The 26493-nt window shown below is 42.0% G+C and carries 31 protein-coding genes; 24 read left to right on the forward strand and 7 right to left on the reverse strand.

Features of this window, described 5'->3' with window-relative positions:
* Window positions 1-51 precede the first annotated feature (51 nt).
* Both ACVR1I_RS02850 and ACVR1I_RS02855 read left to right on the forward strand, forming a co-directional pair.
* Window positions 52-1821, forward strand: a complete 1770-nt coding sequence (locus tag ACVR1I_RS02850; protein ID WP_447442536.1) for an ABC transporter ATP-binding protein — start codon at window positions 52-54, stop codon at window positions 1819-1821.
* Window positions 1811-3547 (forward strand): ABC transporter ATP-binding protein, encoded by a 1737-nt coding sequence (locus ACVR1I_RS02855; RefSeq protein ID WP_447442537.1) that lies wholly within the window; start codon window positions 1811-1813, stop codon window positions 3545-3547. The genes ACVR1I_RS02850 and ACVR1I_RS02855 overlap by 11 nt, the downstream gene beginning before the upstream one ends.
* A gap of 22 nt (window positions 3548-3569) precedes the next feature.
* Here the strand turns inward: ACVR1I_RS02855 and ACVR1I_RS02860 are convergent, their stop codons facing one another.
* From ACVR1I_RS02860 to ACVR1I_RS02870, 3 genes are all read right to left on the reverse strand, one after another.
* A complete protein-coding gene (locus ACVR1I_RS02860) occupies window positions 3570-4829 on the reverse strand; it encodes an aminotransferase-like domain-containing protein (RefSeq protein WP_447442538.1) in 1260 nt (419 codons plus the stop codon).
* 85 nt (window positions 4830-4914) lie between these two features.
* Entirely contained in the window at window positions 4915-5565 is a 651-nt protein-coding gene (gene trhA, locus ACVR1I_RS02865) for a PAQR family membrane homeostasis protein TrhA (protein ID WP_447442539.1), read from the reverse strand.
* Window position 5566: 1 nt separating this feature from the next.
* A complete protein-coding gene (locus ACVR1I_RS02870) occupies window positions 5567-6010 on the reverse strand; it encodes a DUF1836 domain-containing protein (protein WP_447442540.1) in 444 nt (147 codons plus the stop codon).
* 89 nt (window positions 6011-6099) lie between these two features.
* Between ACVR1I_RS02870 and yaaA the strand changes: the two genes are divergently transcribed.
* The 4 genes from yaaA (at window position 6100) to ACVR1I_RS02890 (ending at window position 9787) form a co-directional block, all read left to right on the forward strand.
* Window positions 6100-6834: a peroxide stress protein YaaA gene (gene yaaA, locus ACVR1I_RS02875; protein ID WP_447442541.1), complete on the forward strand. Its 735-nt coding sequence runs from the start codon at window positions 6100-6102 to the stop codon at window positions 6832-6834.
* 86 nt (window positions 6835-6920) lie between these two features.
* On the forward strand, window positions 6921-7598 hold the full coding sequence (locus ACVR1I_RS02880) for a response regulator transcription factor (protein WP_447442542.1): 678 nt from the start codon (window positions 6921-6923) through the stop codon (window positions 7596-7598).
* The gene (locus ACVR1I_RS02885; protein WP_447442543.1) at window positions 7546-9039 is read left to right on the forward strand and encodes a sensor histidine kinase; all 1494 of its coding nucleotides are present in this window, start codon (window positions 7546-7548) and stop codon (window positions 9037-9039) included. Before ACVR1I_RS02880 ends, ACVR1I_RS02885 begins: the two co-directional genes overlap by 53 nt.
* Before the next feature lie 100 nt (window positions 9040-9139).
* On the forward strand, window positions 9140-9787 hold the full coding sequence (locus tag ACVR1I_RS02890) for a PepSY domain-containing protein (protein WP_447442544.1): 648 nt from the start codon (window positions 9140-9142) through the stop codon (window positions 9785-9787).
* Window positions 9788-9878: 91 nt separating this feature from the next.
* Here ACVR1I_RS02890 and ACVR1I_RS02895 read toward each other — a convergent pair whose 3' ends face one another.
* Together ACVR1I_RS02895 and ACVR1I_RS02900 are read right to left on the reverse strand one after the other, a co-directional pair.
* On the reverse strand, window positions 9879-10424 hold the full coding sequence (locus ACVR1I_RS02895; RefSeq protein ID WP_447442545.1) for an NADPH-dependent FMN reductase: 546 nt from the start codon (window positions 10422-10424) through the stop codon (window positions 9879-9881).
* 77 nt (window positions 10425-10501) lie between these two features.
* The gene (locus ACVR1I_RS02900) at window positions 10502-10945 is read right to left on the reverse strand and encodes a MarR family winged helix-turn-helix transcriptional regulator (protein ID WP_447442546.1); all 444 of its coding nucleotides are present in this window, start codon (window positions 10943-10945) and stop codon (window positions 10502-10504) included.
* A 73-nt stretch (window positions 10946-11018) separates the two neighbouring features.
* Between ACVR1I_RS02900 and ACVR1I_RS02905 the strand changes: the two genes are divergently transcribed.
* The 9 genes from ACVR1I_RS02905 (at window position 11019) to rplS (ending at window position 18969) form a co-directional block, all read left to right on the forward strand.
* Window positions 11019-11525: a cell wall elongation regulator TseB-like domain-containing protein gene (locus ACVR1I_RS02905; protein ID WP_447442547.1), complete on the forward strand. Its 507-nt coding sequence runs from the start codon at window positions 11019-11021 to the stop codon at window positions 11523-11525.
* Window positions 11522-12709: a pyridoxal phosphate-dependent aminotransferase gene (locus tag ACVR1I_RS02910; RefSeq protein ID WP_447442548.1), complete on the forward strand. Its 1188-nt coding sequence runs from the start codon at window positions 11522-11524 to the stop codon at window positions 12707-12709. Before ACVR1I_RS02905 ends, ACVR1I_RS02910 begins: the two co-directional genes overlap by 4 nt.
* 15 nt (window positions 12710-12724) lie before the next feature.
* Complete coding sequence (gene asnS, locus ACVR1I_RS02915; RefSeq protein ID WP_447442549.1) at window positions 12725-14071, forward strand: asparagine--tRNA ligase; 1347 nt, start codon at window positions 12725-12727, stop codon at window positions 14069-14071.
* A gap of 90 nt (window positions 14072-14161) precedes the next feature.
* Window positions 14162-15265 (forward strand): iron-containing alcohol dehydrogenase family protein, encoded by a 1104-nt coding sequence (locus tag ACVR1I_RS02920; protein WP_447442550.1) that lies wholly within the window; start codon window positions 14162-14164, stop codon window positions 15263-15265.
* 8 nt (window positions 15266-15273) lie between these two features.
* Window positions 15274-15651 (forward strand): RidA family protein, encoded by a 378-nt coding sequence (locus tag ACVR1I_RS02925; RefSeq protein WP_447442551.1) that lies wholly within the window; start codon window positions 15274-15276, stop codon window positions 15649-15651.
* 76 nt (window positions 15652-15727) lie between these two features.
* A complete protein-coding gene (rapZ, locus tag ACVR1I_RS02930; RefSeq protein WP_447442552.1) occupies window positions 15728-16618 on the forward strand; it encodes an RNase adapter RapZ in 891 nt (296 codons plus the stop codon).
* Window positions 16615-17589: a YvcK family protein gene (locus ACVR1I_RS02935; protein WP_447442553.1), complete on the forward strand. Its 975-nt coding sequence runs from the start codon at window positions 16615-16617 to the stop codon at window positions 17587-17589. The genes rapZ and ACVR1I_RS02935 overlap by 4 nt, the downstream gene beginning before the upstream one ends.
* Window positions 17586-18497 (forward strand): DNA-binding protein WhiA, encoded by a 912-nt coding sequence (gene whiA, locus ACVR1I_RS02940; protein WP_447442554.1) that lies wholly within the window; start codon window positions 17586-17588, stop codon window positions 18495-18497. Before ACVR1I_RS02935 ends, whiA begins: the two co-directional genes overlap by 4 nt.
* 124 nt (window positions 18498-18621) lie before the next feature.
* Window positions 18622-18969, forward strand: coding sequence for a 50S ribosomal protein L19 (gene rplS / locus ACVR1I_RS02945; RefSeq protein ID WP_253363841.1), 348 nt, complete (start codon window positions 18622-18624; stop codon window positions 18967-18969).
* 321 nt (window positions 18970-19290) lie between these two features.
* Here the strand turns inward: rplS and ACVR1I_RS02950 are convergent, their stop codons facing one another.
* Window positions 19291-19779 (reverse strand): prolyl-tRNA synthetase associated domain-containing protein, encoded by a 489-nt coding sequence (locus ACVR1I_RS02950; protein WP_447442555.1) that lies wholly within the window; start codon window positions 19777-19779, stop codon window positions 19291-19293.
* 225 nt (window positions 19780-20004) lie between these two features.
* Between ACVR1I_RS02950 and ACVR1I_RS02955 the strand changes: the two genes are divergently transcribed.
* Window positions 20005-20679, forward strand: a complete 675-nt coding sequence (locus ACVR1I_RS02955) for a beta/alpha barrel domain-containing protein (protein WP_447442999.1) — start codon at window positions 20005-20007, stop codon at window positions 20677-20679.
* Window positions 20680-20955: 276 nt separating this feature from the next.
* Here the strand turns inward: ACVR1I_RS02955 and ACVR1I_RS02960 are convergent, their stop codons facing one another.
* Window positions 20956-21408, reverse strand: a complete 453-nt coding sequence (locus ACVR1I_RS02960) for a flavodoxin (protein WP_447442556.1) — start codon at window positions 21406-21408, stop codon at window positions 20956-20958.
* A 168-nt stretch (window positions 21409-21576) separates the two neighbouring features.
* Here ACVR1I_RS02960 and yghU point away from each other — a divergent pair, with 168 nt between their 5' ends.
* The 8 genes from yghU to ACVR1I_RS03000 all read left to right on the forward strand — a co-directional run bounded on the left by yghU (window position 21577) and on the right by ACVR1I_RS03000 (window position 26491).
* Window positions 21577-22365, forward strand: coding sequence for a glutathione-dependent disulfide-bond oxidoreductase (gene yghU, locus ACVR1I_RS02965; RefSeq protein ID WP_447442557.1), 789 nt, complete (start codon window positions 21577-21579; stop codon window positions 22363-22365).
* A gap of 79 nt (window positions 22366-22444) precedes the next feature.
* A complete protein-coding gene (locus tag ACVR1I_RS02970; RefSeq protein WP_447442558.1) occupies window positions 22445-23392 on the forward strand; it encodes a DHH family phosphoesterase in 948 nt (315 codons plus the stop codon).
* Entirely contained in the window at window positions 23376-24305 is a 930-nt protein-coding gene (locus ACVR1I_RS02975; protein ID WP_447442559.1) for an FAD:protein FMN transferase, read from the forward strand. Before ACVR1I_RS02970 ends, ACVR1I_RS02975 begins: the two co-directional genes overlap by 17 nt.
* Before the next feature lie 29 nt (window positions 24306-24334).
* Window positions 24335-24466, forward strand: a complete 132-nt coding sequence (locus ACVR1I_RS02980; RefSeq protein WP_447442560.1) for a hypothetical protein — start codon at window positions 24335-24337, stop codon at window positions 24464-24466.
* Window positions 24467-24586: 120 nt separating this feature from the next.
* Window positions 24587-24754 (forward strand): hypothetical protein, encoded by a 168-nt coding sequence (locus ACVR1I_RS02985; RefSeq protein WP_447442561.1) that lies wholly within the window; start codon window positions 24587-24589, stop codon window positions 24752-24754.
* Window positions 24755-24756: 2 nt separating this feature from the next.
* On the forward strand, window positions 24757-25632 hold the full coding sequence (locus ACVR1I_RS02990) for a replication initiator protein A (RefSeq protein WP_447442562.1): 876 nt from the start codon (window positions 24757-24759) through the stop codon (window positions 25630-25632).
* Window positions 25633-25641: 9 nt separating this feature from the next.
* Window positions 25642-25872: a hypothetical protein gene (locus tag ACVR1I_RS02995; protein WP_447442563.1), complete on the forward strand. Its 231-nt coding sequence runs from the start codon at window positions 25642-25644 to the stop codon at window positions 25870-25872.
* Between the two features lie 295 nt (window positions 25873-26167).
* A complete protein-coding gene (locus tag ACVR1I_RS03000; RefSeq protein WP_447442564.1) occupies window positions 26168-26491 on the forward strand; it encodes a hypothetical protein in 324 nt (107 codons plus the stop codon).
* Window positions 26492-26493 lie beyond the last annotated feature (2 nt).

Genomic DNA, 26493 nt, shown 5'->3' on the forward strand with positions numbered 1-26493 from the left:
CAATTCTGTCCTGATGGGCATATAATAGTATAGTTTGTTAAAGGAGATTCTATGAATTTAATAAAGAAATTAGGCTGGTTTTTTAAGCTTGAAAAACGCCGGTATGTGATTGGGATTGTCGCCCTCGCACTGGTGAGTGTCTTTAATCTAGTTCCACCACGAGTGATGGGGGTTGTGATAGACCAGATCGCATCAGGGACCTTAACCAATCAGGAATTATGGCTCAATATCCTTTACTTAGTTTTATCCGGTTTTGCCATGTATGCCCTACGTTATGTTTGGCGAATGTATATTTTGGGGACGGCCAATCATTTGGGGCGGATTTTGCGTTTTCGCTTGTTTGACCACTTTACAAAGATGTCTCCGTCCTTTTTCCAACGCTTTCGAACCGGTGACTTGATGGCCCATGCGACCAATGACATCAATGCCTTGACAATGACAGCAGGAGCTGGTGTCATGTCGGCTGTTGATGCTTCGATTACGGCCTTGGTAACCCTAGCAACCATGTTTGTTGTATTGGATTGGCGCTTGACCCTCTTAGCCATCCTTCCCTTGCCTTTTATGGCTTTGGGGACGAGTGCTCTGGGACGACGGAACCACAGGGCTTTCAAGGCATCACAAGAAGCTTTTTCAACTTTAAACAACCATGTTCAAGAAAGTGTTTCAGGTATCAAAGTTACGAAGTCATTTGGTTACAAAGAACAAGAGATTGCCGCTTTTTCAGAGACTAATCAAGCTGTATTTGAAAAAAACATGGTGGCCGCTAAATACAATGCCTTGTTTGATCCCTTAACCTTGACCTTTGTAGGTCTTTCCTATGTCGTGACCTTGGTTATGGGGGCTTTCTTTATTCGCCAAGGAGATTTAACCATTGGGCAGTTGGTGACTTTTATTACCTATTTGGATATGTTGGTCTGGCCGCTTCAAGCCATGGGCTTCTTGTTCAATGTGATCCAGCGGGGCTCTGTGTCCTATGAGCGGATTGACCATCTTTTAGCTCAAAAATCCGATATTACGGAGACTTTGGAGCCGATTGTACCTATGGAAAATGGTGCTATTACTTATCAGATTGAGTCTTTCTCTTATGATGAGCAAGAAACGCTTTCAGCTGTTTCCTTTACCCTTGAAAAGGGACAGACCTTAGGGATTGTTGGTCCAACGGGGTCTGGGAAGACAACCCTCTTGAAATTATTATTGCGTGAACGAGATCTAGTTGATGGTCAGATTTTAGTCAATGGCTACAATATCAAAGATTATCGTCTCAAGGATTTACGTGGTTTAACAGGCTATGTTCCTCAAGATCAGGTTTTGTTTGCTATGAGTATTGCAGACAATATTGCTTTTTCAAATCCTAACCTAACGCAGGAAGACATTGCTAATGCTGCTCAGCTATGTGGAGTATACGATGACATTATGAGCATGAGGGATGGTTTTTCAACCATTATTGGCGAGCGTGGTGTTTCACTTTCGGGTGGTCAAAAACAACGGATTGCCATGAGCCGAGCTCTGGCAGCCAATCCTGAAATCTTGCTTTTGGATGACTCCTTATCTGCCGTTGATGCCAAGACAGAGCACCTGATTGTTGAAAACCTCAAATCAGAGCGGATTGGTAAAACGACGATCATTACCGCCCATCGTTTGTCAGCTATTGTTCATGCGGATTTGATTTTGGTGATGGAAAATGGCACCATCAAGGAGCGTGGAACCCATGAAGAATTGATGGCCCAACAAGGCTGGTACTATGATACTTATCAGTCTCAACAATTGATTGAAGATTTAACAGCCAGTTTAGAGAAAGGAGACTTGCAGCATGAAAACTAGTGTATTTGGTCGCTTGATGGCCTATGTCTATCGTTACAAGTGGCTGACCTTCTTGGCTCTCCTCTTTATTCTGCTGACAACAGCGACACGAACGGCCATTCCCTTGGTAGCCCGTTATTATATAGATCATTTTATTAACAATCAAGTTGGACAAGCAGGGCTTTTTGTCTTAATTGGTTATTACCTCTTGTTTCTATTACGGATTCTCTTTACCTACTTAGGAAGCTATACTTTTTCCAAAGTGGCCTATAGTATTGTGCGTGACCTTCGTCAAGAAACATTTGCTAATTTGCAATCCTTAGGCATGTCTTATTTTGATAAAACGCCTGCCGGCTCTATTGTATCTCGTTTAACCAATGATAGTCAGGCGGTGGCGGATATGTTTGGTACGGTATTTGCCAGTTTTATCTCTTCCTTTTTCCTTTTTGCAGCAACCCTGGTCACCATGCTGCAGTTGAACTGGCAGTTGACCCTGGCTATTATTCCTTTCTTACCCATTATTTGGGGATCGGTCTGGCTTTATCGGAAATTATCCAATGACTTGGTGGCTATGACCCGTAAAAAATTGAGTGACATCAATGTTAAGCTATCCGAGTCAATTGAAGGCATGCGGATAATCCAAGCCTTTGTACAAGAGGATCGCTTGAACGAAGAGTTTGAGGAGATTAACGAAGAGCACTTAGACTATGCCAATCGCTCAATCAATGTCAACTCCCTTTTCTTGCGTCCTGCTATGTCTGTCTTAAAAGTCTTGGCCTATGCAGTTATTTTGACTTATTTTGGACTCAACTGGCAAACAGCTACTTTTACAGCTGGTCTCATGTATGCCTTTATCCAATACATTAACCAACTATTTGATCCTTTGATTGAGGTAACGCAGAATTTCGCGACCCTCCAGACGTCAATGGTATCTGCGGATCGTGTTTTTACCTTGATGGACCAAAAAGATTACGAGCCAGCCCAGGCAGACAGTAGTGAAGCAGTCCTTGAAGGTCGAATTGAATTTGAAAATGTGAGTTTTTCTTATGACGGGGAAACAGATGTCTTAAAAAATATTTCATTTTCTGTGAACAAGGGGGAAACCATCGCCTTTGTTGGCCATACTGGATCTGGTAAATCCTCTATTATTAACCTGTTTATGCGGTTTTATGAATTTGACCGAGGACAGATTCGGATTGATGGCAAAGATATTCGTTCTTACAGTCAGCCAGCCTTACGAAAGGCCGTTGGTCTGGTCTTACAGGATCCCTTCCTTTATCATGGTTCAGTGGCATCCAATATTCAGATGTACCAAGAACAGCTCAGCAGAGAGGAAATTGAGGCAGCTGCAGAATTTGTGGACGCGGCAGACTTTATTAAGAGCCTTCCTAAGGGTTACGACCAGCCTGTGACCGAGAGAGGATCGACCTTTTCTTCTGGGCAACGCCAATTAATTGCTTTTGCAAGAACCATTGCTGCCCAACCCAAAATCCTCATTTTGGATGAAGCAACAGCCAATATTGATTCTGAAACAGAAGAAGTGATCCAAGAATCCTTGAAAAAAATGCGGCAGGGCCGCACGACGATTGCGATTGCCCATCGTTTGTCGACCATTCAAGATGCTAATTGCATCTATGTGTTGGATAAGGGAGAAATTATTGAAGCAGGTACCCATGATGAGCTCCTAGCTCTGGAAGGTACCTACCATAAAATGTACCAATTGCAGTCTGGTATGATGAATACATAAAAAGAAGCCCAAGGGCTTCTTTTTATTGCAATAATTTTGTGATTTGCATAAGCTGTTTTTGTAATTGTGCACTATCTGTTAATCGGATAAAGAACGATTCTTTATTTTCCATTAAAGTAAGGGGAAGACCACTGTGTTTGATTTTCGGAGTCAGCTGTTTCTTAGGTAGTTGAAAAAGGATGGCATCTTTTGTGATTTGATAGGGAAGGCGGATTCCACTTTCTTTAACCAGCAAGCCTAGTCTTTCTTGTTGTTGGCGGTGGGCGTCTTTTAAATGTTTGGTATTTCGGGCAAACATGCCATTGTCGATGTAGAGAGAGAGAGCTTTTTGCATGATGAGGTTGGTATCGTAATCAATCAATCCCTTGTCTTCTAAAAATCGTTCAATGAGAGCGGGTGGCAGCACCACACTTCCAATCCGGAGAGCCGGAAAAAGAGTGGTGGTAAAGGATTTGAGATAGATAACCCTGTCCTCTGTGTCTAAGTAATGAAAGGGGAGAACCTGTTCCAAGTCAAAATCTGCCAAATAGTCGTCTTCCACAATGTAGACTTGATAGGTTTGGGCTAAACGAAGGATGGCTTCTTTTTCTTGCAGGCTATAGCTGGTGCCCAGGGGATTGTGCAAGCGGGGAATGGTATAGAAAAATTTAATATCCCCTTCTTGAAATTGCTTTTCCAATTCGTCCAGATCAATCCCGTCCAAATCGCGTTCGATGAGGCGGTAGGGAATCTCTTGCTGGTCGAGAAGGTGTTGCATGCGGTCATAGGTAGGATGTTCCAGCAGGATGGTTTCCCGTTTGCTAGGGAAGCTCATGCGGGACAAGACATAAAGGGCTTGTTGGGTTCCAGCGGTGATGGCAATCTGTTCTTTTTTGGCAAAAACCTGGTAATCCATCAGCAGTTGCTGGGTGGAGGAAATGAGCTCTTCTAACCCTTCTTGTTGATGGTAGTAGTTAAAGAGGTAGTTTTCACGGCCAATCAAGGATTCATTGAGGCAGAGGCGAAAATCTTCATAGGGGAGCTGGTGGAAATCCTCCGATGCCAAAGGGATCTGTTCTTCCTGGAAGGCCTTGTCCTCTAATACATAGTAACCACTCTTTTCAACTGCATAAATTACTTTTTGGTATTTAAGCTCTAAAAACGCCTTTTGCACCGTATCTTTGCTGCATTGGTATTCTTGGCTTAGTTGCCGAATAGAAGGTAGTTTTTGCCCACGTTTGATGCTGCCGTTTTCAATCCCTTGTAAAATTGTGTTCATGATGGTCTGGTATTTGCTTGCCATATCTGTCCCCCTACAGATTGATTTCTTCTATTCTAGCTGATTTTACCTTGAAAAACAAGAAAACAGATCAATCACTGACCTGTTTTTACACCATATAAAAGATAATTCCGATAAATTGCAAACTGCTGGCCAAGAGGATAAACAGGTGCCAAATCATGTGATAATATGGCTTTTTCTTGGCATAAAAGAGAGCACCGATGGAGTAGGCCAAGCCTCCTGCTAGCATCATGAGCCAAAACTGGATACCAGTTTGAGCAATGATCTTAGGGAAGATAAAAATAATCAGCCACCCCATAATGAGGTAGAGGATGAGACTGAATTTCTCGTTGACCTTCTTAGCAAAGATTTTGTAGAGAATACCAAAAATGGTTGTTCCCCATTGCAGTGTCAAAATCACATAGCCCATCCAATTGTTCATGAGAGCTAAGACGACAGGGGTATAACTGGCTGCGATGGCAATATAAATCATACTGTGGTCGATAATCCGTAAGATATATTTGTGGACACTTCCGTAAGACATGGAATGGTAGATGGTCGAAGACAAAAACATGAGAAAGAGTCCAATCACAAAAATAGATACTCCGACAGCATGGACAAGGCCGTGCTCGGTATAGCTGTAGATAGCGACAAAAGGCAGAAGAATCAGCATTAGTAACGAACCAACAGCGTGGGTTACTGCGTTGGCAACTTCTTCACCAAAAGATAGTGGGTTGGACAATTGAAAGCTTCTGGACATACTATTCTCCTTCAGTGGTTCTGGTTTGTGTGTGAAATGCGGCCATGGTTTGCTGATAAGAAAGAAGTGTTTGGCACAACAAGCGAATAACGGGCGGGGTATGCTCATCTTCTTGACCCTGCAAGGTAGTGACAAAATGATTGTAGAGCTTTTCATTTTCTTCTACTAGTCTTAAGGAGTCCATGAGCTTTGCTGTATCAGCAATGGCAAAGACCTGTTTAGAAAGGGTGAGGACGATGAGACGGGCTAAGTGCTCACGGCCATATTTCTTTTTTGTTGGTTTTGGAAGATAGCCATGTTTGACATAATTGTTGACCATGGCAGCCGTTAAGGGTTTATCTTGTATGTCTTCAAAGCTGGTTGTCACTTGGTTGACATAGAGTAGGACTTGGTCAAGGTAGAGTTCCAGTTCTGGAATGGTCTCCCAAAGGGGAATGTTAGTCATAAAAACAACCTTATCTAGTATTGATGATCAGATGTTAACATTATCTAAATATCTTGTCAAGGAAAAAGGCGATATGATACAATAGAATTATGAAAATTTTGATTCCAAATGCCAAAGAAATGAATACCAATTTAGACAATGCTCCTTTTGCGACTTTGTCCAGTGCCAGCCAGGAGCTTTTAGCAGTTCTATCCAAAATGAGCCCTGATGAATTGGCCAAATTTTATAAAATAAATCCTGACAAGGCTACCTTAGAATATGACCGCTGGCAACGAATTGCAAATGGACAGGCCAAGACCTATCCTGCTTGGCAACTTTATGATGGACTCATGTACCGTTATATGAGTCGTCGGGATTTGACCAAGGAAGAAATGGCCTATCTTAAGGAGTCTGTCTATATCACAACTGGTTTTTATGGAGCCATCAATGTCTTTGACTTGATTTCGCCCCATCGTTTGGATTTTCAAGGCAGTCTAAAAATTGGTTCCAAGAGCCTCAAGGCTTTTTGGCGCAGCCAGTATGATGCCCTTGTCCAAGAAGAAGAGTTGGTGATTTCCCTTTTGTCTTCTGAATTTGAAGCTGTTTTTTCTCCAGCTATTCAAAAACGCATGGTGCATTTGACCTTTATGGAAGAACGAAATGGGATCAACAAGATTCACTCGACCATTTCTAAAAAAGGCCGGGGACGTTTTGTGTCGGAAATGGCTCGTCACAATGTTCAAACTGTCGAAGCATTAAAAGCCCTATCGGTCGATGGTTTTGTCTATCAAGAAGACTTATCAAGCGAAACAGACTTGGTGTATTTACGACCAAGCACTAAATAAGGCAAAAGTGTGGCAAACGCAAGAGTTTGCCTTTTTTACTACCAAAATATGGTATGATAGAAGCAAATGATCGGGAGGATGTTCCTATGGTGACAATCTATATTGCAGATGATGAGAAAAATATCAGGGAACTGTTGGGCTCTTTTCTACGAAAAGAAGGACTAGATGTTGAGTTGTTTGAAACTGGGGACCAGCTGTTGTTGCGCTTTCTAGAAAAAGCAGCGGATGTAGTGATTTTAGATGTTATGATGCCGGGAACCAATGGGTATGATACAGCGTCAGCCATACGAAAACGCTCTGATGTTCCAATTATTCTCTTAACGGCACGGGATAGCGATCAGGATTTTATCGACGGGTTTGCTGCTGGGGCAGATGATTATTTTACAAAACCTTTCTCTCCCATTCAATTAACCCTGCGGGTAAAAGCCATTTTGCAACGACAGATTAGGCCAAGTGCTTCTCTATCCGAAATGCAGTTTGGTGGTTTGAGTTTGTCTGAAAAAACACGAGATGCTCATTTTCAGGAAAAGGGCATTTCCTTGACCAATACAGAATACGAACTTTTAAAAGTATTGATGGAACACCAAGAAGAAGCTGTTGCGAGAGAAGACTTGCTCTTGAGAGTTTGGGGCTACGAAAGTGATGTCGAAACCCGAGTGACAGATGATACCATTAAACGCTTACGGAAAAAACTAAGGCAGGTAGATAGTGATGTACAGATTGAAACGGTTTGGGGCTTTGGCTTTAAACTTCTTAAAAAATAGGCAGAAGAGACGAGTTCGCCTGAAGTCGACCCTCTTTCTTCAACCACTTGGAATTCTAATTTTGGCTTTTCTCTCAATCTTGCTCTTGTTTCAGCTAGCCATGCGCTACTTTATCAACGAACATGTGGATGAGGCCATTCAGTATCAATACGATGTGTTGGATGCTCGGTATGTGGGGAAAGAATTAACTGAATTACCGGATGAGACTATTTTTTCTCCCATTTATGTCATTGTCAATGAGAACCATGAAACGGTCTATTTGTCAGCTAGTCAGGACGACTTGACCAGCTCGGTTGTATCAGATGAAGTCGTGGCTTATTTTTATGAACACGATGATGACTGGGAATTTTTTGACCAAGAAGAGCAAGAAGAAGCAGAAATTGAGGAATCAGACCGGGGAAGCAGTCCTGTTTTGATTTCATTGGAAGATAGCCGATATGCAGTTAAAATCCGAGAATACGAAGGGGAATTGAAGGACTACTTTGTGCGGCAAAGCCAAGACAAGGACCAAACCTACTATGTACTCATATTTGTGAATACAACACCATTAGACCAATTTAGTCGCTTGATCCAGTTGATATTATGGAGCTTGATGGCTGTGATTGGCTGTGTGGCGGTTGGACTGATTTATTTAACGTCACAAAAAGTGGACAGGGATTTTGCTCGCTTAAAAGCCTTTATTTACCATGTGGGGAAGCGAGAAAAAAAGGCCAGTTTGGATTCCTTGGCTTTTGTTGAGTTTCAGGAGGTCAAACAGTCTGTTGAAGAAATGGACCATTTGATTGCTGCCAATGAACGCAGCCAAAAACTCTTTTTCCAAAATGCGTCACATGAATTGCGGACGCCTCTCATGTCAATTCAGGGATATGCTGAAGCCATTCAGGAAGAAGTGGTTGACAACCCACGTCATGCAGCTGGGATTATTCAAGCAGAAAGCCAAAAAATGAAAGAGTTAGTCGATGAGATTCTGCAACTGTCTCGAATGGAAGACGTCAGTCACCCATTAAGACTTGAAGAAATTGATCTACAAGAATTGCTCTATGATGTTTCTTGGCGATTAAAGGGGCAAGCAGATAAAAAAGGGATTGCCCTTGTTCATAACCTGACATTGGAAAATCCAATCCTAGATTTGGATGAAGCCCTGATGGAAAAAGCATTTGCAAACATTCTAAGCAATGCCATTCGCTATGCCAAAGAGGCTATCCACATAGAAACTATTCAAAAAGAAGAACAAGTGTACATCACCATTTCAAATGATGGGCCAAAAATTGCGGATAAGGATCTTCCACATATTTTTGAACGGTTTTACAAGGGAGCAGATGGCCATGTTGGCATTGGACTGGCTATGACAAAAGATTTGATTGAACGGATGGGTGGAAAAATCCATGTGGAGACTAATGATGAGGAGACTGCTTTTATTCTGACTTTTTATCGGAATTAAGACTGCCACAGATTTTCCACACTTTTGCACCAAAAAGACCGAACACTGGAGTTCGGTCTTTTTGTATAATGAGATTATAATTAGAAAAGAGGTACAGTTTATGTTGCATTTATTTAAATCTAAAAAAGTTCTTATTGGAGGTGGTGTCGCCTTAGCAGCTCTAGCCATTGGTGGTGGGATTTTCGCTTATTCTTTCAATCAATATGCGATTTCGCTTGACGAAGCACAAAGTATTGCTTTAGAAAGTGCCGGTGTTGCCAAATCAGAGGTGACCTTTACACGATCTGAGAAGGACTTGGAAGACGGGCAGAAAACCTATGATATTGAATTTTATACAGCAGATGGAGAATATGCTTTTACCATCGATGGAACAACCGGAAGTATCTTGGAGCGGGATGTGGATATTACGACAAGTAAACATATCAATTCCCAAGTAGCGGCAGCTCCTTCTTCTACAACACAAGCAACAAGTAGCAGTGAGAGCACAGCTTCGACAACCGATCAAGCAGCTGTGGCAGCGAGTCTCATTTCAGAAGAACAAGCCAAAGAGGCAGCGCTTAAACATGCTGGATTAGCAGAATCTGCCGTTTCACAACTGACCATTCAATTGGATATGGAAAATGGCCAGCAAGTCTACGAAGTTGATTTCAATGATACAACTGCGGGTCTGGACTATGATTACACTATTGATGCTGTGACAGGAGAGATTGTTGAGCACTCGAAAGAGAGTTTGGTAGCTACTGAATAACCACTCCACAATAAAAAGTGATTCATGATATTCAAGATTGAAAAATAAAAATCTGAGAAGGAGGTTCTCAGATTTTTTGTCTATAACTGGATTACTGAATGGCAACAAGAAGTGCATCTGCTTGTGCAGTAATTTCTGCTAATTTGTCTTCTGCGACAACTAATTCACCTGTTCCCCACGCTTCTGGGTTGACGCTAACAGCTGTAAACTCACCGACAGCTTTTGTGCGGATAAATGGCAATAGATCTTTGAAGTTTGCAAAGAGGTTTTCTTGTCCGCCGTTAGCAACAGAAGATACTGTTACCACCTTGTCTTGAAGAGCAGATGGACCTGAAGGATCTGTTAAATCCAATGCACGGCTCAACCAATCCAAGACATTTTTAACTGGGCCAGGGATAGAAAAGTTGTAAACTGGAGAGAAAATCCAGATAGCATCCGCTGCCATAACTTGGTCACGAACGGCTTGGATTTCAGGAAGAACAGGCATTTCCAATTCTTGGTTAAAAACAGGTACTTTGGAATAGTCAAGGTAAGAAACTTCCGCTTTACCAGCTAAAGCTTTTTCTGCTTGTGCTGCCAATTGGTGGTTGAAAGAACCTTTGCGAAGAGAACCTACTAAGAATAATACTTTTGTCATGTGTGACTCCTTAATTCTAAAAAATTATTTTGTGAGATAAGGATAACAAAGATATCACTAATTAGCAATAAAAATGCTCACGGTTTGAATTTTTTTAAAATCGTGACCAGTTGTTCTTGTTCTTCACTACTTAAAACTGAGAAAATATCCCCAATATTGTTGTAGTGATCTTCCAATATTTCTTCGATTTTTCCCTTTCCTTCCTCGGTTAGACTGATTAGGCAGGCTCTCCTGTCAGTTGGATTGGGGATACGGGTAATGTAATTCTCGCGAATCATATTTTTGATGACAACGGTCATATTACCAGATGTGCTCAGCATTTTATCAATTAAATCTTGGATCCGCAAGCTCCCCTTGTTGTATAAAATTTCCAACACACCAAATTGCGTAGGTGTCAGGCCATTTTTACGAATGGTTTCCAACTCTTTTTTCATGATCACATTCTCAGCCCGTCGAAAAACGATGATGCTATGAAGGGCTTCTTGGTTTTTTTCAATAGATTGTTTAATATTTTCTTTCATAGGCTTATTTTAGCAATAAAGATACTTTTAATCAATGGAAATCTGTTGCAAAATGGTGTATAATATGTCTATTATGGCAAAATTAGGCAAACGATACGGATCACAATCAAAAAAATCAGTTAGCATGTGGACACAAGTTGTTTTTGGTCTCTTTGTGTTAGCGGCTACTGTCTGTTTTTCAATCTTATACATTTTGGAAAAATCAGCCCAGCCTTTTGAATTGGCAAGAGAACATGCTGTAACGGTTGCCAAGCAGTATGCTGGAGTCTCAGAAGTTTCGAATGTAAACATATATAATGGTTTGGAGACCTATTATACCGTTAGAGGGAAAACGGACCAGCAAGAGGATGTCTATATATTTGTGCCAGAAGAAAGTTCCAATTTGTATGTTTTTCCTGTAAGAGACGGCATCAGTGAGCAAGAAGCCATCTCAATTGCAACGGAACAAGGAGCGTCTGACATCGATAAAACACAAGTCGGTATCCGTGATCAAGAGCCCATTTGGGAGATTAAATCAGGGACAACCTACTACATTATTGATTTTGAAACAGGAGAATTGTTGGAGAAGGAGGGTTTATGACAGTATTATCTAATCGTGTGGTAAACATGGAAGAGAGTGTGACGCTGGCCGCTAGCGCGCGTGCAAAGGCGCTAAAAGAACAAGGGAGGGATATTTTGTCCTTGACCTTGGGCGAGCCTGATTTTGTCACGCCGCAAAATATTCAAGATAAGGCCATCGAAGCCATTTCAAGTGGCAAAGCGAGTTTTTATACCGTAGCTTCTGGTATTCCAGAATTAAAAGATGCCATTTCCTCTTATATGGAGAATTATTACGGCTATGCTGTGGAGCGCAATCAAGTTGTTGTGGCGACAGGGGCTAAATTTATCTTGTATGCCTTTTTTGCAGCAGTGCTCAATCCGGGTGATGAAGTCATCATTCCAACTCCTTGCTGGGTTTCTTATGTCGACCAAGTGAAGATGGTTGATGGTGTCCCAGTAACCTTCCAAACAACAGAAGCCAATCAATTCAAAGCAACGGTTGACCAATTAGAAGCAGCCCGTACTGAAAAGACAAAAGTGCTCTTGCTCAATTCCCCTTCCAACCCAACTGGTATGATCTATACCCGTGAGGAATTGGAAGCTATTGGAAATTGGGCGGTTGCCCACAATATTGTCATCTTAGCAGATGACATTTACGGCCGTCTGGTTTATAACGGCAATGGATTTACAGCTATTTCCAGCCTCTCTGAAGCCATTCGCAAGCAAACTGTTGTCGTCAATGGTGTTTCTAAGACCTATGCCATGACGGGCTGGCGAGTTGGATTTGCGGTGGGAGAACCGGATATTATTTCAGCCATGTCTAAGATTGTGGGCCAGACAACGTCCAATCTGACAACGGTAGCCCAATATGCGGCCATTGAAGCTTTAACAGGCGATCAATCTTCTATTGAAACCATGCGCCAAGCCTTTGAAGAACGCCTGAATATTCTATATCCATTGGTTGCAGCCATTCCAGGGTTTGAGGTTATCAAACCCCAAGGGGCTTTCTACCTATTTCCAAATGTCAAAAAGGCCATGGACATGAAAGGCTACACAGATGTTACCGAATTTACAACAGCCATCTTAGAAGAAACCGGTGTTGCCTTGGTGACAGGAGCTGGTTTTGGAGCTCCTGAAAATATTCGCTTGAGTTACGCAACTGATTTGGGTACCTTAAAAGAAGCTGTTCGTCGGATCCATGCCTTTATGCTAAATGAAAAATAAGAGAAAGAGAAATTTATGACAAAAGATTTAATTACCATTAGCCAAGTTCCCCAGCATGCTGGTCAAGAAGTGACCATCGGAGCGTGGGTTGCCAACAAATCTGGTAAAGGGAAAATTGCCTTTTTGCAACTTCGTGATGGCTCTGCTTTTTTCCAAGCAGTGGCGTTTAAACCAAACTTTATTGAAAAATTTGGTGAAGAAGAAGGAACAGCCAAGTTTGACATCGTCAAACGTGTCAGCCAAGAAACTTCTGTCTATGTGACAGGAATTGTCAAAGAAGATGAACGTTCGAAATTTGGCTATGAGTTGGATGTGACGGATATTGAAATCATCGGCGAGTCTGTTGATTATCCTATTACACCAAAAGAACATGGAACAGACTTCTTGATGGACAACCGTCACTTGTGGTTGCGTTCGCGTCGCCAAGCGGCCATTATGCAAATTCGGAATGCGATTTTAATGGCGTCAGCTGAATTTTTTGACAAAAATGGCTTTACCAAGTTTGATAGTCCGATACTATCTGGAAACGCCGCTGAAAACACAACCGAACTCTTTGAAACAGATTATTTCGGTACACCAGCCTTCCTTAGCCAATCTGGTCAGCTCTACCTTGAAGCGGGCATGTATGCCCTTGGGCGTGTTTATGATTTTGGACCGGTTTTCCGTGCTGAAAAATCCAAAACCCGTCGTCACTTGACGGAATTTTGGATGATGGACGCGGAATATCCATTCCTCAGCCATGACCAATCACTTGACTTGCAAGAAGCCTATGTCAAGGCCTTGATCCAAGGTGTTCTTGACCGCGCACCGCAAGCTTTGGAAACCTTAGAACGTGATGTGGAAGCCCTCAAGCGTTATGTGGCAGAGCCTTTCAAACGTGTGGCCTATGACGATGCTATTACCCTCTTGCAAGAGCATGAAGCAGATGAAGATACGGATTACGAGCACTTGGAGCATGGTGATGATTTTGGATCACCACATGAAACATGGATTTCTAACTACTTTGGTGTGCCAACCTTTGTGGTCAACTATCCTGCCAGCTTCAAAGCCTTTTATATGAAGCCAGTTCCAGGAAATCCTGAGCGTGTCCTTTGTGCGGATTTGTTGGCGCCAGAAGGCTACGGAGAAATCATCGGTGGCTCTGAACGTGAGACAGACTATGATAAATTATTGGCGAAAATCGAAGAAGAGGGCCTCAATCCAGAAGACTATGCCTTCTATCTTGATTTGCGGAAATATGGATCGGTTCCACACTGTGGCTTTGGACTTGGTTTGGAGCGGATGGTGACCTTTGTAGCAGGTACCAAGCATATCCGTGAAGCCATTCCATTCCCACGTATGCTTCATCGTATCAAGCCATAATCACATTTTCATGATACAGGAGAAAGCTCAGTTACTTGTAGCTGGGTTTTCGATTATCAATTTGCTGTTCAAAAAGTGGAGGAGACAAGAATGACCAGTCAATTTTTTACAAATTACAGTGTCGGAACAGATTGTTTTAGGGAGTTGCCAAGTGTCCTAAAGACTTATGGTTTTGACTCTGTTGCCCTCATTGGCGGTCAAAAGGCTTTGGCAGCTGTTGAAGAGGAGTTGCGGACCATTTTGACAGAGGCAGGAGTCGGGGTAACGGCTAGTTTTGTCTACGGAACAGCAGCAACCCAAAGCAATATTAATGCCTTAGTTCGCCAGCCAGCTGTACAAGATGCGGCTGTCTTAATTGGAATTGGTGGTGGACAGGCCTTGGATACTGTTAAAAAGGTGGCACGGGCATTGAAAAAAGAACTATTCAGTGTGCCGACGATTTGTTCCACCTGTGCAGCAGCAACTGGGATTGCAGTTATCTATAAGGAAGACCATTCCTTTGACTATTATGAAAGCGGTAAGCCACCTCTGCATACCTTTATCAATACCCGAGTGATTGCCGAAGCTCCAAAAGAATATTTTTGGGCTGGTATTGGGGATGGCATTTCCAAAGGACCAGAAGTAACCAGAGCTGTTAAAGAAGCTGTTCAACGAGGTTTTGTGCCTCCCCACCCAGTTGTGTTGGGACAAGCTATTGCTCAATCTTCAGTCCAATCACTGTATGACTATGCCCAAGAAGCCCTGCAAGATGTGGCCAATCATCGCCCTAGTCTGGCGGTACAAGAAATTGCCTTGGCGATTATTGTCTCGACCGCCTATGCTTCTAATTTAGTGGTGCAGCCACCTGCTTTTGATTTGACAACCTGTCATGCCCATGCTTTTTACAATGGCTCGACCGTTGTTTCAGCTAGTCGCAAGCATTTGCACGGTGCAGTTGTCGCATTTGGAGTCATGGTCTTGCATGCTTATTTTGAAGAGGAAACGGAACTTGAAACCGTTGCTTTATTCAATGATTCGTTAGGTCTTCCAGTGACCTTAGCAGATATTGGTTTGACAGAAGAGGACATTCCAGCTATTGTCGCTTATGCGACGACCACGGCTGAATTTCGCAATACCCCTTTTACAGCAGAAGCTTTCAGCCAAGCTATTCATCGTGCCGATCAATTTGGTCAAACGATAAAAGATAGAAAGTAGGAAATCATATGAAAACCATTCACACAGAAAAAGCCCCCGCAGCAATCGGTCCATACGTTCAAGGAAAAGTTGTAGGCAATCTCTTGTTTGCATCTGGGCAAGTTCCCTTGTCTCCAGAAACAGGTGAGGTTGTTGGAACAACGATTCGAGAGCAAACAGAGCAAGTCTTGAAAAACATTGCGGCTATTTTGGAGGAAGCAGGGACGGATTTTAACCATGTTGTCAAAACAACTTGCTTCTTAAAAGATATGAACGATTTTGCCGCTTTTAACGAAGTGTATGCGACAGCTTTTACAGAAGAATTTCCAGCCCGTTCAGCGGTGGAAGTTGCTCGCCTACCTCGCGATGTAAAAGTCGAAATCGAAGTCATTGCAGCCCTTGATTAAGAAAAGCTAAAACCTGCTTAGGCAGGTTTTTGTGGTATAATGAAAGTGTAGAAACAAGCATAGAAAGAGGTGCTTTATGACGAATGAGACCATTCACTTAGTGATTGTAACAGGGATGAGTGGAGCAGGTAAAACAGTTGCCATTCAATCCTTTGAAGATTTGGGTTACTTTACCATTGACAATATGCCACCAACCTTGGTGCCGAAATTTATCGAGTTAATCCGACATAGCCAAGACAATGATAAGATCGCCTTGGTAGTCGATATGCGGAGCCGTTCCTTCTTTTCTGAAATCAGAGAGGTGTTAGACGACATTGAGGGAGCAGATGATTTAGACTTTAAGATTTTCTTCTTGGACGCAACGGATAATGAATTGGTTGCCCGCTACAAGGAGACCCGCAGAAGCCATCCGCTAGCAGCAGACGGTCGTGTGTTAGACGGGATTCAGCTAGAAAGAGAGTTGCTGGCTCCTTTGAAAAATATGAGTCAAAATGTCATTGATACAACCGAGCTAACACCTCGCATGCTCCGAAAAGAAATCACAGATCAGTTTGCACGTCAAGATGACCAACCTGGATTTCGTGTGGAGGTTGTTTCCTTTGGCTTCAAGTACGGTTTGCCACTTGATGCGGACTTGGTTTTTGATGTGCGCTTTTTGCCAAATCCTTACTATCAAGTAGAATTGCGGAATTTAACAGGTCTGGATCAGCCTGTGTTTGATTATGTCATGGAACACGAAGAATCCGAAGCCTTTTATAGCCATTTGATTGGCTTGATTGACCCGATTCTTCCCGGCTACCGCAAAGAAGGGAAGTCGCTTTTGACCATTGCTGTGGGCTGTACAGGTGGGCAACACCGTAGTGTTGCCTTTGCCAAACGACTCGCAGATGATTTGGAGAAAAATTGGGTTGTCAATCGGACCCATCGTGACAAGGATAGACGAAAGGAAACGGTCAATCGTTCATGAGAAAACCTAAAATTACAGTCATCGGTGGCGGAACAGGGATTCCTGTTATTTTAAAGAGCCTCCGAGACAAGGAAGTGGAGATTACGGCAATCGTGACCGTTGCGGATGATGGTGGCTCCTCTGGCGAATTACGAGAAGCATTGCAAATGACGCCGCCCGGTGATTTGCGAAATGTCCTCTTGGCTTTGTCAGATATGCCCAAGCTCTATGAACGGATTTTTCAGTATCGTTTTGCAGAACGAGACGGGGCACTTGCCGGCCATCCCTTAGGAAATCTTATCATTGCAGGAATCTCTGAAATGCAAGGGTCTACCTATAATGCCATGCAGCTCCTGTCGACCTTTTTCCATACCACAGGAAAAATTTACCCCTCTAGTGAAAATGCCCTCACGCTTCATGCTGTCTTTCAAGACGGTCATGAGGTCGTTGGTGAAAGCAAGATTTCCAAATACAAGGGCATGATTGACCATGTCTATGTGACCAATTCCTATAATGATGATGAGCCGACTGCGAGTCGCAAAGTTGTGACTAGTATCATGGAAAGCGACATGATCGTTCTAGGACCAGGGTCTTTATTTACCTCTATTTTACCCAACTTAATGATTTCTGAAATTGGCCAAGCCCTGCGTGAAACCAAAGCCGAAGTCACCTATGTCTGCAATATTATGACCCAACGGGGAGAAACTGAGTTTTTCAGTGATGCAGACCATGTTCAAGTTTTAAATCGACACCTTGGAAAAGATGCGATTGACACTGTTTTAGTCAATATTGAGCCTGTTCCGCAACGATACATGGAAAACCATGAATTTGATGAGTACCTCTTGCAGGTTAAACATGATTTTGCTGGCTTGCAGTCTCAGTCGAAACGAATTATTTCCTCTAATTTTCTTCGCTTGGAAAACGGTGGAGCCTTTCATGATGGGGACTTAGTAGTAGAAGAGTTGCTGAAAATTATACAGGTGCGGTCATGAGTTTTACCATTCAAGTCAAAGAAGAGATTTTAACCAGAGGCTTAAAAGAAAAAAGTGAATTGGCTGCCATGATTAAACTATCGGGCAGTCTTGGCTTAACGACTAGTGGCCTGACCTTATCTATCTCGACAGAAAATGCCAAAATCGCCCGTCATTTGTATGAAATGCTGGATCATTTTTACCAAGTAAAGGCAGAGATTCGCCATCATCTGAAGACCAATTTGCGGAAAAACCGTGTCTATACCGTGTTTTTAGATGATGGTGTGAATGCGATTTTAGATGATTTGCATTTGGCAGATAATTTCTTTGGGATTGAGACGGGCATTGCAACAGCAATCTTGGAAAATGATCGTTGGAGTCAGGCCTATTTGCGTGGAGCTTTTTTAGCGAGTGGCTCTGTTAAGGATCCTGAAAAAGGTAAGTACCAATTGGAAATTTCTTCTGTTTACAGTGACCATGCTCAGGATTTGGCCTCCCTTTTGCAAGTGTTCTTGTTGGACGCTAAGGTAATTGAACGTTCAAAAGGAGTCGTCACTTATCTCCAACGGGCCGAGGACATTATGGATTTTCTATTGGTGGTGGGAGCAGAAGAAGCCAAGATCGAGTTTGAGAATGTGAAGCTTTTACGTGAAGCCAGAAACGACCTCAATCGAGCAAACAATGCCGAAACTGCAAATATTGCTCGAACAGTCACTGCTAGCATGAAAACCATTCACAATATTGAGACCATTATGGAGACGATCGGCCTGGATCAATTGCCCCTTGATTTGCAAGAAGTAGCCCAATTGCGTATTCAACATCCAGACTATTCTATCCAACAGTTGGCAGATAGCTTGAGCAATCCTATTACAAAGAGTGGTGTTAACCATCGCCTACGTAAAATCAATAAAATTGCAGAAGATTTGTAGGGATTTTTCTTTACAAATACCAGCCATTCTAGTATAATATTCTTTGTGTGTAATGGACGCACAAAAATACAGTTTATCCGCTGGGTTTAAAAGCACCTATGATTGACAAAGATAGGAGAAAAACATGAATCCATTAATCCAAAGCTTGACTGAAGGTCAACTTCGTACTGATATCCCATCATTCCGTCCTGGTGACACTGTTCGCGTACACGCGAAAGTTGTCGAAGGTTCTCGTGAACGTATCCAGATCTTTGAAGGCGTTGTTATCGCTCGTAAAGGTCAAGGTATCTCAGAAATGTATACTGTACGTAAAATTTCAGGTGGTATCGGTGTAGAACGTACATTCCCAATCCACACTCCACGTGTTGACAAGATTGAGGTTGTTCGTTACGGTAAAGTACGTCGTGCGAAATTGTACTACTTGCGTGCACTTCAAGGTAAAGCAGCACGTATCAAAGAAATCCGTCGTTAATATCAAGATGTGAGAGCTTTAAAAAAGTTGAGCAAAAATAGGAGTTCAACGTAGTGTGTGCGACACACAAGGCGAAAACTCTTTTTTGCCAAACTTTTAGCTCGAACTCAATTACGATAGGATACAGCCCCACTTGATTCGTTTCGAGTGGGTTTTGTTTTACCCAGCTCGTAGGCTGTGCTCGATTCGGATTGGAAGGTTCTCACAGGAGATCCTTTTTTTTGATTTTATTTTGTGTTCAGCTACTGTATGAAAAAACTGCCCAAAATCAAGTCTTGAGCAGTTTTTCATTTCTAGTTCTTGGGCTAAAAGGTACAAGATTTATAAGTTAATGATTTGGACGTCATAACCAATTGTTTTTATAAATTTCACCAAATCAGGGGTGTCCAAGAAGATTGTTTTTTCGTTAGTATTTGGATGGAAACTCATGCGTTTTTCAGGCATAATCTCGTTGTCGATATAAACAGCAATATCATGGTCCTGGTTATTGAGCAACCCAAAAGGGGAAACAACACCAGCTGGGAGAAGCATCTTATCATAAAGGCTGTCACTCGATGCCATACGGATGCGATTAGCAGCTACAATATCCTTGAATGCGTCCATATCCAACATCTTCTGGTCGTCCATAATCAATAGATAGAATTGTGTTTTTTTCTTGTTAGTCAAAAACATCGTTTTGGTGCGAACGCCCTCAATCCCTTCAATGAAACGATCCGCCTGTTCGGTTGTTAAGGCAGGTTCATGTTCCACAATCTGAAAATCAATATCCAGCTCTTTTAGCTTTTCAACAACAGGTGTATATAAGTCCATGATCTTCCTCCATTTCTAAAACGGTAGCTAACCTATCTGTATTATAGCAATAGAGTAATAAAAAATAAAGGTATATTGTGGACATTTGATGTCGTGTACTGAGACTACTTACAAAACAGGGATTTTTTTACAGAATTGTCCCAGAATAAAAAGAAAATTTTTTTAATCATTGTTTTCAGGAGATTTGTAGTACAATAGGAATCAGAAAGTGGAGAAAAATTTATGATAGAAGAAAAAAAAATACCGTCAGTCTCTTCCAGTTTACGGCAAGATATTGTAATGGTGCCAAAAGCGATCCGAGAGTGTTCTGGTATTCAAATTTATGGACGGAAAATTCGTTCAATTTTGTTTACCACAGACGTTGCCATTATTGCCAATCATGATGCAGATGCAGTTTTAGCAGTTTATCCTTTTACTCCTCACCCTGCCATTTTAAAAAGCATTATGCTGGTATCCAATGTTCCCGTTTTAGCTGGAGTAGGCGGCGGATTGACGAGAGGGACCCGTTCGGCCAATATGAGTTTATTTTCTGAATCAGAAGGCGCCCTTGCTGTTGTTGTAAATGGTCCGACGAATGTCAAAACCATACAGAAAATCAATAAAATGATTGATATTCCAATCGTTTACACAGTAGTATCTGATAAATCGGACATTGCAGCCCGTATTGAAGCAGGAATTGATATTTTGAACGTTAGTTGTGGTCCAGAAACGGCTTCTGTCGTTCGAAAAATTAGAAAATCCTATCCTGAAATTCCGATTATTGCAACAGGTGGACCGACAGACGAAAGTATTCGTGAGGTTATTGCAGCTGGTGCTAATGCCATTACCTACACAGCACCTTCGACAGCAGAACTTTTTAAAAAGAAAATGCAAAAATACCGGGATCATCCCAAAAAATAATGCTTCAACCATTCTACCAAGTACTTGAAATTTTTTTCAAATTAAGGTAGTATGGTACTGTTTCTTCCCTTAGTTAAATGGATATAACAAATTCCTCCTAAGAATTAGTTGCTGGTTCGATTCCGGCAGGGAAGATAGATAGACACTAAACATATTATTTATAAGATTTTTTATATACCTGGTCTAAAAATTCTCTCAAATAGAATAACACTAACTAAAAAACACTTAGAATGGACTATTGAGTACCACTCTAAGTGTTTTAATATTTCTTAACTTTTACCCCAAGGCCGCAACAAGGTCTTCTGCAAATTTTTCGAGGTTGATGATGTCTTCGTCTTCTGCAGCCAAGTCTACCTTGACGCTTTCTGCTCCTTTTTTAGCACCACGCGATGCCAACATGACGTCAAAGTCATCGATGGATTTGCAGAAATCATCGTAGAAAGTATCACCTGATCCACAGACACCGTAGACCTTGCCAGATAGATCCAGATCCGCTAAATCGGTGTAGAAATCAACGATTTCGTCTGGCAATTCGCCATCTCCACCATAAGAATAGGTATAGGTGGCAACAACAATAATATCTGCGTCTAAAATTTCTTCGGTTTCGATAGTTGTACACTCATCATTGTGGACTTCAAGCCCTAATTCTTCCAATTTGCTCGCCACGATATCTGCGATTTCTTCTGTATTTCCAGTCATACTTGCGTAGACGATTTTTGCTAAAGCCATAACTTCCTCCAGTCCTATAATACTTCTATTTTAGCATACTTTAGTACAAATAGTCTATCAAAAATCAGATTTTGAGAACAGGAAGGCATTCGAGTTTTTTGGTAGTCAAAAATTGAAAAAATCCCTTGTTTTTGTTAGGATGAAAGAAAGTAAAAAGGAGAGTGAGCTATGTCAGAATACACATTACCAACCGTATGGGAAAATCCAGCCAATCTCGGAGGAGCATGGGGAGATTTGAACCAGCCAACTGCAGGAAGTCGATTTGAGCAGACGCTGCCGGTGGGGGACAAACCATTCCAACTCTATTCTCTCGGTACGCCAAATGGCGTAAAAGTGACCGTTCTGTTAGAAGAATTAAAGGAGTTAGGCATTCAAGAAGCCGATTATGATTTGTACAAAATTGCGATAGGAGAAGGCCAGCAATTTGGATCGGACTTCGTAGCCCTTAACCCTAATTCCAAAATCCCAGCCATGCTAGACCAATCTGGAGATGAACCGATTCGTGTCTTTGAATCTGCTAATATCTTGCTTTACTTAGCGGAAAAATTTGGCCAGTTTTTACCGACAAGTCCCAAAGAAAAAACAGAAGTCCTCAACTGGCTCTTCTGGCAGACAGGAGCAGCGCCCTTTTTAGGGGGCGGTTTTGGGCACTTTTTCCACTATGCACCTGAAAAAATTGAGTACCCCATTAACCGTTTTGCCATGGAAGCTAAGCGGCAATTGGATTTGTTAGACAAAGAATTAGCAGCAAAGCCGTTTATTGCAGGCGATGACTACACGATTGCGGATATAGCCGTCTGGTCTTGGTATGGCCAATTGGCCCAAGACAAACTCTGGGAACGGGCGGGGGAATTTTTGGATGTGACCAGCTATCCCAATTTGCAAAAATGGACCCAAACCATTGCAGAGCGCCCAGCGGTCCAACGGGGTCTGGCAGCAGAACACCAATCTATTTAGACAGATAAATCCCTTGTCAGAGACTGGACAAGGGATTTCGTGTTATAATAGAGAAACAACATTCAGTTTAGGAGAGGTCATGACCATTTTTCAAGAGATTTTAGAAAAGATCAAGCAGTATGAGACCATTATTATCCATCGCCACCAACGTCCGGATCCAGATGCCATTGGGAGTCAAGCTGGCTTACGAGCCTTGTTGCAGGAGAATTTCCCAGAAAAACGTATTTTAGCAACAGGTGTCGATGAGCCAACGTTGACCTGGATGGCCGAGATGGACCAAGTCGAAACGGTTGATTATGAAGGGGCTCTGGTCATAGTAACAGATACGGCCAACACACCCAGAATTGATGACAATCGCTATTCAACAGGAGATTTTCTGATTAAGATCGACCACCATCCAAATGAAGATCCTTACGGAGACCTCTTGCATGTTGATGCGACAGCCTCCAGTGCCAGCGAAATCATTACGGACTTTGCTCTTGAGACTGGATTGAACCTTTCCAATACCAGCGCTCGCTTATTGTATGCTGGAATCGTAGGAGATACGGGGCGCTTTCTTTACCCAGCCACTACCAGTAAAACCATGCAGTTAGCGGCTAGTCTTAGAGAATTTGACTTTGATTTTGCAGCGATTTCACGCCAAATGGATAGTTTTTCCTTTAAAATTGCTAAACTACAAGGATATATTTTTGACCATCTGGAAGTCGATGAAAATGGCGCAGCCCGTGTTACCTTAACACAAGACTTGCTGGAGACCTTTCAAGTGACTGATGCAGAAACAGCTGCCATTGTTGGGACGCCTGGTAAAATCGACACTGTTCAATCCTGGGCTATTTTTGTGGAACAGCCAAACGGTTCCTACCGAGTTCGGCTACGCAGTAAGGTGGCAGTTATCAATGAAATCGCAAAACGCCACGACGGTGGTGGTCATCCTCTGGCCAGTGGTGCCAACTCTTATAGCTTAGAAGAAAACGAAGCAATTTACCAAGAAATCAAGCAGGTTGTGGCAGATGCAAGAAATGACTAGAACTATCCGATTGATGGGTACCAATATTTCCACCAAAATTTGGCATGCAGATCCAGAGCCGATTATAGATCAAGTGGAGAACTTACTCTATCTTTACAAAGACCGGTTTTCAGCTAATGACTTGACCTCTGAATTAATGGAAGTCAACCTCAATGCGGGTATTCAAGCAGTCCCAGTTGCTGAGGATTTGTATGAATTGATTGCGATTGGAAAAGAGCACAGTTGTGCAGAGGGAAGTCACCTCAATATCACCATTGGCCCCTTGGTCCAGACGTGGAGAATTGGCTTTAAAGAGGCTAATCTTCCTGACAATGAGACGATTCAAGAGAAATTAAGTCTGATTGATCCGACAGATATTGTATTGGATGAAGTTGAACAGTCTGTCTATCTCAAAAAAGAAGGCATGGCCATTGACTTGGGAGCCCTGGCCAAAGGCTTTATCGCGGATAAAATCATGGAGCACCTCAGACGGATGGGAGTTGACAAAGCTCTTATCAATTTGGGTGGAAATGTGTTGACCATGGGCGTTGCTGATCACAATCCAGATGGGAAGTGGCGGATTGGGATTCAACATCCAAAAAAAAGCAGGGGAAACAACGCTGCTGTTGTGACGGTGGGAGAAGAGTCGGTTGTAACCTCAGGGATTTATGAGCGAACCTTTGAATACCAAGGTAAAACCTACCACCATATCTTTGATAGTCAGACTGGTTATCCGGTGGACACTGATTTGGCCAGCCTGACCATTGTTTCAGAGCAATCAGTTGATGGTGAAATATGGACAACTCGTTTGTTTGGAGCAGACCTTCTTACCATTTATCAAACGGTTTGCCAAACAGAAGGAATTGAAGCTATTATTATCACCAAAGATGATAAATTGATTTACACGCCAGGTTTGGAAGGACGCATTTCGTAAGAGAAAGCTAGAATATGATAAAAGATACAATGAAACTCCCTTTTACTATGATTAGGGAAGAAAGTAGCAGTGAACAGATGGATGCCGTATCCAGTGCAACAGAAGGATTTTTAGGGCAACGAATTGTCCCAGATGCTGTATCAGGAGCTTCTGCTATTTAAGTGAAAAAATAAGAAGTAAGTGTCTAGAGTTTTGGGAAATATAAAAATACTCTTTGAGAGGAAGCAGAAAAAATCTGTTTCCTCTCTTTTTTGTTATCCAATTTTAAAGGAGTTTTATTTATGACTAAGAAAGAAAAAATGTCTAGACAATTATTATTAACTGAGATTATGGCTAGTCAAAACGTATCGAAAAAGAAAGCACATGAGATTATCGAAGAGTTAGAAAAATTTGGTTTAGTAACGTTTTCTTCCTCTGGAGAATTTGGCTTGAGACAGTTAGGAGCGTAATCATGAAACGAATATCTGCCCAACAAGTACAAACAAGTGAGCGCTTCTATCGTGTTCCTAAAGTATTCTTTGAGTCTGCTTACTACAAAAAGATGAGTACGGAAGCCAAGTTTACATACTCTATCTTGAAAGACCGTTTTGAATTATCTTTGAAGAATAACTGGATTGACAAAAACGGAGATGTATTTTTAATTTATACCGTTCAAGAGTTACAGGATATTTTGGGGTATGGTAATAAAAAAGTTATTAGCCTTAAAAAAGAACTAAAAGAGTTTGGACTTTTAGAAGAAGTTCGCCAAGGATTGAATCAGCCTAACCTATTGTATCTTGGCAATGTTGAGTTTCATTTTGAAGATGTTGAAGATGAAGAAAATAGCCCTAAACCCTTGGTACAAGCGGAAGTGTCAAAACGACACTTCCAGGAAAATCAAGGAAATGTCAAAATGACACTTCAAGAAGTGTCAAAACGACACTCTAATGATACTGAGTATAGTGATACTGAGAATAAAGATAATAGTTCTAGAAAGGCTGATGCTGATGCAAGCTCTACCCAAGAAAAATCTCAAGAGTTTATACCAACGAAACGCTATCAATCTCTCCAGGGGATTGCTGAGGCATATCATGATAGAGTATGGCATGTTCCAGGAGAATTACCCAAGGTCTATCATTTGAAGCATGAACAGAAAATGCAGATAGGCAAATTTTTAGCAGATGGTTATGTGTCTGGTCAAGAGGTTGTTCGGATGATTGAACAAATGCCAGAAGCTCTATCCAGTCCCTTTGCTTACTTGATGAAACGGTTGGGGAATCTAACCGAAGAAAGACGGCAGGAAGAAAGGATTGCTGCTCATAAAGTTGCTAGGGAGCAGTACTCGTGAGGGGTATGAATGACTAGAAAGAGTAAAGTTAGTGAATGGGCAGAAGACGCTTTTCGTTCTGATACTGAATTATGGAGAGTTAAAACGACAGAAGATATGGTTGTTCTGGGAAAACTTCCTGATGGTATTTTTACGTTAAAGCGGTTTAATGATGAAGGTGGAAAACTAATTCACATTTCAGAAAGTGAAGCCCTATGGTTGACTTTAGAGTTATCCCCAGAGAATTTTTACCTTTTATAAAAAATTCATTGACCCTAGCACGTCATTAAACTGCTTGTTCTTTGACAACTGAATACCCCCTCTGCCCTGATACAGCGTGACTATGCGATAAAAAAGAAACTGGGGGCGGAGTGTAATGGCTAGAAAGGCATATCTAGTCGCAGTCACATAAACGTAAAAGCATGGCCTAGCCATAAGCTGAAGGAGTTTGCCGTTACTAGACTTCAAACGGTGCGTATGAAATACAGAAAAGGCAATACGTTGCCTTTCGGCATGGCTGTAAATCCAGCCTTTGATTCGCAAGGAGGAAGAAGAAATGAATCAAATAAAACAATCAAATGGTTCTGAAATGACAATTACAATTTCAGACCTGCGTTACTTAGGTCGTCAAGGTGGAGTAACCGCCCGCCTGGATGATGGACGAGAGATGAAATTGTTACCGAGGTTTGGGACAGTTTCAGAAAAAGGTTATATTGCTGGCGAATTACAAGCAGTGGATGTCGTTGTAGACTATCCGAAAATCTACTCACACATTCGCACGATTATGCATAATGGGGTCTTGGTTGCCAGACGTGAAAAACAAGGTAATAAAACAGTTCTAAAGACAACAGGAAAAGGTTATAAAAAACCGAAGAACTAATG

It is taken from the genome of Streptococcus cameli (assembly GCF_053207365.1).